Source organism: Flavobacterium soli DSM 19725 (assembly GCF_000422705.1).
In the GTDB taxonomy this organism is placed as follows: domain Bacteria; phylum Bacteroidota; class Bacteroidia; order Flavobacteriales; family Flavobacteriaceae; genus Flavobacterium; species Flavobacterium soli.
On the sequence record NZ_AUGO01000003.1, the window covers coordinates 448,539 to 456,954 of the forward strand.

An 8,416-nucleotide genomic window follows, 5' to 3' on the forward strand; every position below is an offset into this window, starting at 1 on the left:
TTTGTGTAATTTTTTAACATGTTATTCCGTACAATCACAATATATTTACAATTTTTACACGAAAAGCAAATATTTATAACATAAAAAACACAATTCAAACACCTCTAATTTGGCTCAATTATTAAATTTTTCGTATAAAAAAATTCACTTCATTAAATTATCATTAACAATAAACACCTATTGTTGCGTATTGGTTATTTTTTAGCGACGCGTTAAAAAAAACTTAATAAAAAAATCCAAATATCGCTTTCTACTCCTATTTTTGTCTTCCCAAATTTATTTATTAACCTAAAAAACAAGTATTTAAGAAACAGAGATAAAAAAATTGCGGGTATATGAAAAGAGCATTTAATTTAGGTGTTATTGCTAGTAGCAATAATCCCTTTTTTGTTATAAAGTCTAGTGGGATCAGGCTTTATTTGTTTTTATTGTTGATGATGAGTGGAGGAGGCGTGCATGGGCAAATTATTAGCTGGAATTTTACAAGTGGTAATACTCCAAACACTAATCTTCCAGGAGGCACAACAGCAGTTTCTTTTAATACTGGAGGAACTACTACCACTAGTGGTTGCACTGGAAATGGCTATACGATTGATAATTGGAATGTAAACGAGTATTTCCAAATCATTGCTCCAACTACTGGATATAACATTACAACAATGACCTTCAATACTCGTTCCTCTGGAACGGGTCCAAGGAACTTCAAAGTTCAATATAGTTCAACTGGAACAGGTGGAACCTTTACAGACTTAGGAACAACATTTATCAGTCCAAACGGTTCTTGTTCAGGTTTTAGTGCAGACTTTACTGCTGTAAACGCATTGGATAACAATGCCAACACTGTTATAAGACTAGTTTTTACAGGTGGAGAAGCAGATGGTAGTCCTGCCTCAGGTGATGCTGCCTCAGGAGGAACCTTCAGAGTAGATGACTTAATAATTAATGGAGCTGCTATACCATCAGTAGTAGTGCCAACGGTAACAACCCCAACCGTTTCATCAATCACAACCACAACCGCTACACTAGGTGCGACTGTTACAAATAATGGCGGAGCAACTTTAACTTCAAGAGGTACTGTATGGGGAACATCCGCAACTCCAACAGGGAATATCTTGGCAGAAGGAGGCACAGCAGTAGCTGCTTATACACATGGCCGTACAGGTTTTACAGCCAACACTTTATACTATTACAGGGGTTATGCAGTAAACAGTGCGGGTACAGGATATTCAGGAGATGGCACTTTTACAACTGTACACAATGCTCCAGTGATGGGCTCTGGCAGTGGAGCTACAATAAATTCAATAGACGCTAACTGGACAGCTCCTGCAAGTGCAGGCCCAGCTGCTTTTACCTATACTGTAGAAGTTGATAATGATCCTGCTTTTGGTTCAATAGATTTTACACAAGCCAATATAGCTTCTGGTACTTTGACAACGAATGCAACGGGTCTTCTACCTTCAACTATTTATTACTACAGAGTCAAAGCAGTTAACGCTGGTGGTAGTTCAGCTTGGTCGAGTACAAGTGCTGGGTATACTACTTTAACTCCAACAACACCTGTAGTAACAGGGGCTTCTCCATCAGGAACAGTTGGTAGCGCCTTTAGTTATTCAATAGTAGCAACCAATAGCCCAACTAGTTATGCTATAAGTTCAGGTACATTGCCAACGGGATTAAACTTAAATACAACAACGGGACAAATAACTGGAACCCCGACAACTGCTGGTTCCTCATCCGTTGATGTAACAGCAACCAATGTTTCTGGAACAAGTGCTGCTGCAACACTAAACTTTACAATAGCAAAAGGAAATCAAACTATTTCTGGCCTGGCAGCTACTGACAGTAAAACCTATGGAGATGCAAATTATGCTTTAAGTACAACTGCAAGTTCTGGCCTAACGGTTTCTTATTCAAGTTCGGATACAAACGTGGCTACAGTTTCTGGTAACACAGTAACCATTGTAGAAAACGGAACAACAACTATAACCGCGATGCAGGCTGGCGATAGCAACTGGAATGCAGCTTCAAACACGACACAAACACTAACTGTAAATCAGAAAGCATTAACTATTACAGGACTAACCGGAGTTAACAGAGTATATGATGCTACCACAACAGCTACAACTACTGGAACTGCAACTTTAGATGGTATTGTTGGTAGTGATGATGTTAGCGTAAGCGGTACACCAGTTTTGAATTTTACCAATAAAACCGTTGCTAATGGAAAAGCAATAACCGTTACAGGATATACCTTAGCAGGAACAACTGCATCAAGATATACCCTCACCCAACCAACAGGCCTAACCGCCAATGTAACCGCAGCTCCCTTGACGATAACAGGTGCTGCAGCTTCAAACAAAACCTATAACGGAACTACAGCCGCCACCATAACAGGAACCTTAAGTGGCATCCTCCTTACTGATGTGGTTACCTTAAATGGAACAGGAACTTTTGATACTGCAAATGCAGGAACAGGAAAAGCGGTTACTTCAACAAGTACGCTTGGTGGAGCTGATGCTGGAAATTATACGTTGACACAACCAATTGGATTGACTGCTGATATAACAAAAGCGAATCAGACAATTACTTTTGGAGCGCTACCCGCCAAAACTACTTCGGATGCAGATTTTAGCCCTGGTGCTACTTCTGCTACTTCTGGCACAAATCCTATTACCTATACCAGTGCAACACCTTCGGTAGCCACAATAGTGGGCAGTAATATTCATATTGTTGGAGCTGGAACAAGTGTTATAACAGCTTCGCAAGCTGCAAGTACTAATTATAATGCAGCACCTGATGTACAGCAGACATTAACGGTATCTACGGCGCCAGTGACTTTAGCGAATTATCTATTTAATGGCACATCATGTTCTAGTTATACTCCTAGTAATGTTATCACCAATCTTACTTTTAATAGTATCGCTCCTATTGGAATTACATGTAACAGCAATGTCGCTAATGCTTTTAGCGGAAGTGCTTCTTGGGGAACATCAATCAACACATCTACAAGATATCTTGAATTTACCGTCACAGCAGATAGTGGCTATTTGGTAACTACAGCTTCATTGGTTTTCGACGCTTGGCGATCAGGAGCAGGAGCAACAAATTATGAAGTAAGATCAAGTTTGGATAGTTTTGGTTCTAACTTAGGATCTGGCGCTGTTACTACCACCTCAGCCACTAAAACAGTTACACTTGATTCTAGCTTTGAAAATTTAGAAACTGTAACTTTTAGAATATACGGATATGGAGGGAGTAGTACAGGAGATTATCGTTTAGACAATATTTCATTAATAGGCAATGTAACTACTGGTTGTACACAGCCATCCACACAAGCCTCTGCCCTAACAGCAACAACTGCTACCGTTGATGGGTTTTCTACCAACTGGACAGCAGGAACTGGAAACGGAACCATGATTGTGGTGAGACCTACAGCACAGACCAATCAAAATCCAACAAGTGGAACTTCCTATACTGCTAATCTAGCTTGGACATCAGCAGGACAAATAAACACCAACAACAGGGTTGTTTTTAGAGCCGCAGGTACTTCAGCAGGACCAATCACTGGGCTAACTGCCGAAACGCAATATACCGTTACGGCCTATGAATATAACACTACGGATGAATGTTACAACACTACCAGTGCCCCAACAGCCAGCATTTATACCTTGAGTACAGAGCCAACTGCACATTCAGCCACTTTTACAAATACTGTAGTAGACTACCAACAAATTAATCTGGCTTTTTCGGCATCAGCAGGAATTGGAGCAGATGGTTATGTAATTTTAAGAAGAGCTGACGGAGTAGCACCAACTACTTCAGGTATAGTAGATGGAGTAGCACCAGCTTCTTGGACTTTGCCATCAGGAACCGTTTTAGTAACTACCACAACATCCGGAACTACTTTTAACAATACAGGATTATCAGGAAGTACAGCCTATTGCTATTTGCTCGTGCCTTACAATTGGAACGGAAGCATCACAGGAACTTATAATTATAGAACAACTGCGACGGTGCCAACTACATGCGGAACAACTCCAGCTCCACCCTCTTTGATTTCTGATATTATCAATTACGAAACTGGATTTACTTATACTGACAATATTGATTATAAATCCTTTCAATCGAGCACTATTACAGATGCAACAAACAATGTAGCCGTGTTTAATTTTAAAGTTAGGGATGGCGGAAGCGCTCTTTCAGACACGGATACATTTCCTACCATTCTGCAAGGTTTGGTCATTAACTACACAGGGCAAGCCAGTACTATTAATAAGGCAGAACTTTTTAGTGGCAGTACAAAAATAAGTGCAGGAAGTACTGTTGCAGCAAATAGCATTACCTTCAATTTATCAAATCTTGGAAATGCTGCTTTTACAGTTGCAGACAATACCGAAACTACCTTTACACTAAGAGTTACCTTCAATACGACAGCTTTAGATAATGACAAGCTTGTTTTTTCTGTTGGTTCTGCTACGGCAGGAAGCACGAACACATCGTCGCAGTTTACAACGATTACTGCCCAATCTGATAGCAATACTGGCAACGATAAAAACAGAATTGAAGTTACGGCGGATAGATTAGCCTTTGTGCAGCAACCCAATACAGTTTCGATCAACACTTTAATGTCGCCATCAGTAACAGTTTCTGCAAATGATGTGAATGGGAATAGGGATTTGGATCAAACAGGCAATGTTAGCATTACCTCAACTGGAACGCTGACTGGCACACCTGTTAGTGAAGCGTTTTCTTCTGGATTAGCAACTTTTTCTTCGTTAACGCATACTGTTGCCGCTACTGGCAGAACGCTTTCAGCAGCTTCCACTGGCTTGACTGGAATTGTTAGTACTTCTTTTGACATCACAGAAATTGTTTATGTTAATGGGGATTTTAGATCCACGAGTGATGGAAACTGGCATTCCACAGCAGCTTCTAATACGGCTTCATGGGAATCTTTTAATGGTTCAATCTGGGCGGTATCAAGTGCTCCTGGAACTAACGCAGCAAGTTTAGGCACAAAAACAGTTTATATAAGAAATAATATATTTTTAGTCGGAACAAATACAGCACCTAATGTTGTAATAGAAAATGGAGGTATTTTAAGTACCAGTACAGTTGGGGCAACATTTGTGAATTTATTAGTTAAATCTGGTGGAAAATTTAACAGAGAGAGCAATGCATCAGGTGTTAGTGGGATTTTCGAGGTTGAAGACAATGGAACTGTAACTTTTAAGCATACTTCTTTATCTACATCCAGATCTACAACGATTTGGGCTGGGACAGAAAAATTTCATGCCAATTCAAATTTTGAAATTGTATATTCTGACAATACCGTTATGCCTGTAGTTCAAGCATCAGGTGATGTCTCTACTTATACAGATCCTATAACAAACACAACTGCGTGTTTTGGCAATGTAATCATTAATTGCTCTACGGGTAAGGCAAATGTTGTTCATAGCGGATTTAATTCTCAGTTAACACATAAAGACTTAATTTACAGATCCAATTCAGACACAGCGCCTCTATCAGCCGGAAGTATAACAACAACAATTGGAGGAAATATTATTATTGAAAACACATATGATCAAAGTTCAATAACACTTTCGGGTTCAGCCGTAACCATTGATGTGACTGTAAAAGGAAATATAGAACATAATGACAATACCATATTCAGACCTACTACCAATCTCTCTGCAAATTCAACACTAACAGTTGAGGGCAATATACATATAAATAGTACAGGAACTATTAATATGAATGCCGGATCTGGAGCACTTGTAGGAACTTCGATATTAAATTTAAAAGGGGATTTATACGTTGCAAACTCAGGGTCACTAATTTCAACAGCTACTGGAAGCAACAGCTTCAATTTTAACGGCACAGGTGATGGTTCATCAGATGCTCAAACCCAAACCATTGATGTTGTAAACCAATCAACTGCTTCCAATATTGCATTCACAATAAAACGTGGAGCCTATGTTAAACTAATTAACCAAAATTTTGCATTAGGAACAGCGAGTACGCTAACAGTTGAAAGTAGCGCAACTTCTACAAGCTTTGGCGGAACTTTAGATTTTGGTTTCGATGGTACAAATGGTGCAGGAACTAATGCTTTGGCAGTAACGGGCCCTTCTTTTGTAGCGCAAACAGGAAGTGTTTTAAAGATTACTTCTCCAGATGGAATAACTCCTTTAGGAACTGCTACTGGAAACGTAAGAACCACTACGACTAGAACTTATGCAACATCAACTCCTTTTGGAGATTATTATTATATAGGGAAAAGCAACCAAATAACAGGAACTGGCTTGCCAGCAAATGTTAGGAACCTTGTTGTCAATAATGAAGCTGCTACAAGCAATTTAACCATAACCAATGCAAATGTTAGTGCAACTGTTGGTGCGGTAAGTGTAAACGGATTACTTACCATGCAACAAGGCAACATCATTTCTACACCTACCAACCTTTTACAAATTGGAATTAGCACAGGAACACCAGGAACTTTAACACATATAGATGGGGTAGTTAAAGGCGATGGCGTTACCGAAGGAGCAATGAGACGCTATACTGCCAATACTACTGCAACTGGACAAGGTTTTTTCCCTCTAGGAACAACAGCAAATCTAAAACGATTTATAACCACAGAATTTACGGGAACAAATGGTGGCTATCTTGACGCCACATTTGTTGTTGGCGAAGATATGGGAGATAACGGTTTGTTAGACCTATCAACCATTCCAGCTGTTGGGACATGCCCAGCCTTTACCGTCCTGAATACAGACGAGGATTTGTTTTGGAGAGTGACACCACAAACAGGAACCCTTACTAGCGGAACTCATAAAGTGACTTTGAGAAAAGACAGCAATTCCAACATCTGTAAAGAAACCGTATTAAAACGTACCACTACCACTGCAGATTGGATAAATCCAGGTGACCATCTGGAAGGAACAGTTGAAGGGGGAGATATTATTGTGAGCCGTGAAGCAATGACTGGAACTCTAAAAGATTTCGGCCTTGGCAACGGAAATTGTTCTAGCACGTCAATAGTGTATAATGGTGGTGCATGGCCAACTACTATTTCCCGTCTAACACCAATTGAAATTAATGCAGATGTAGCTTTACCATTGGGAATATCCCAAGTTTGCGAATGTTGGGTATCTGAAAATGTTACACTTACTATCCCTGAGGGTGCTACACTAGAAGTAGTAAACGGAATCACTCTGGAAGATGGGGCAACAGCAGACAACAATGGAAAAATTATAATTGAAGACTCAGGCAGCTTGGTACAAATAACGGATGTAGAAAATGCAACCGAAAACAACAACACCGGTAACATCCGCATGCAACGCTTTGCAAAACCGATGTACCGTTTTGACTATACCTATTGGAGTTCACCCGTAAAAGCTGATCCTGCTGTATTTTTACTAGGACGAGAACAAACACCAGCAGATGCGGACAACCCTATACCAGGACTTTCCCCTCAAACGCTATTCAACAAATACTTTGATTGGGACCAATCAGGACAAGGATGGAACATGATTCCTTATGGAAACGCAGCCATGACTGCCGGAAGAGGCTATATTGTGAGGGCTCCTCAAACCTATAACATGGAAGGTGTTGGGCCTTCTGCAATATTTGAAGCCAACTTTATTGGGGTCCCAAATAACGGAATCGTTCGCCATCCCGTTTCTGGCTCGAGCGATGTAAATGACAACTTGTGGAACCTGCTTGGAAATCCTTATCCATCGGCTATTGATGCCGACCTGTTTTGCGAAGCAAATGTTGGTCCTGCTAGCGGGAATGATGTTCTAGGCGGAACGCTGTATTTTTGGACACACAACACAAATATCGTAGGATCGAATGGCATCTACAGCTATAACTCAGCTGATTATGCTTCCTATAACGGAACAGGTGGCACCGGCACAACAGAGTCAGCCCCATCAAGCGTTGATATTGGTGATTATATCAATACCACAATTCCATCAGGTAAGATCGCAGCCGGACAGGCCTTCTTTGTAAAAGGCATAGCCAATGGGGAAGCCATCTTTAACAACAGCATGCGTGTCACCGGAAATAACGATGAATTTTTCAGACCCGCTCCTACTACTCCCGTAGAAAACTGGCAAACCACCGGAAAACACCGCGTGTGGCTGAATATAAAAGGACAAACCAAAGGCTTTAGCCAAGCACTTGTAGGCTATATCGAGAATGCCACCAACGACTTGGACATCCGCTTTGACGGTGAAAGCTTTGGAGGCAATCAAGTAACACTGTATTCGGTTTTGAACAATAAAAAACTTGTCATACAAGGTCGTGCCTTGCCTTTCGACAATCAAGACCAAGTGCCGCTAGGGTATAAAACAACCCTGATAGGAACGCTTACCATCAGTATCGACCACCTCGACGGCCTGCTGGAAGG

General features: G+C 40.7%; 1 protein-coding gene. It reads left to right on the plus strand.

Going from position 1 to position 8,416, the window contains the following annotated elements:
- Window positions 1-335: 335 nt before the first annotated feature.
- Window positions 336-8,416: YDG domain-containing protein (locus G508_RS0107335; protein ID WP_245569852.1), on the plus strand; the 8,081-nt coding region annotated here is incomplete at its 3' end.